At 41.0% G+C, this 524-nt stretch carries 1 protein-coding gene; it reads left to right on the top strand.

The window, feature by feature from the left end:
• The first annotated feature begins 61 nt into the window (after positions 1-61).
• The gene (locus ACSC97_RS18285) at positions 62-517 is read left to right on the top strand and encodes a helix-turn-helix domain-containing protein (protein WP_004730277.1); all 456 of its coding nucleotides are present in this window, start codon (positions 62-64) and stop codon (positions 515-517) included.
• Positions 518-524 lie beyond the last annotated feature (7 nt).

Genomic DNA, 524 nt, shown 5'->3' with positions numbered 1-524 from the left:
TTAAGTTGACAAAAATAACTAATGATGCGAAAAGGTTTTTTTAGTTAACAGATGTTCACACATGCCTAGAATTGTTTCTGTACCACTTAGTTTAGAACAGCGAGAACGACTCATTTTTCTGGTCAAGCATGCAAAACATTGGCGTGAAAGGCAACGTGCCCAAACTATTCTCTGGCTTTCCGAAGGTAAAAGTGTTGCGGAAGTTGCCACTCTACAAGAACGTATCCCAGAAACCATAAGGCTACAACGCCGACGTTGGGAATTGTATGAGCTTGAATCGATTAAAGAAGGTCATCGCTCAGGTCGACCCAATACATTGATCTCAGACTATCAGGCGAAAATCCTAGATTGGGTCAATACAAGTCCACTCAATGCAGAACAAATCCGAGTCAAACTACATGAAGAATACGAAGTGTCCGTGTCTGTTGAAACCATTCGTAAGTTTTTACGTGATTCAGGTATGGTCTTCAAGCGTACCCGTCATAGCTTGAAAAAAAAGAGATCCGATTGCATTTGAACAAGCA

Origin of the sequence: Acinetobacter sp. P1(2025), assembly GCF_051390655.1 — a bacterium.
GTDB classification, from domain to species: Bacteria; Pseudomonadota; Gammaproteobacteria; order Pseudomonadales; family Moraxellaceae; genus Acinetobacter; species Acinetobacter junii.
Note: the sequence above shows the minus strand (reverse complement) of the source record. Positions and strands in the feature narration are given on the sequence as shown.

Excerpts from the sequence above, each read along its gene's own strand:
- ACSC97_RS18285 (WP_004730277.1), top strand. The coding sequence starts at position 62 with ATGCCTAGAATTGTTTCTGTACCACTTAGTTTAGAACAGCGAGAACGA.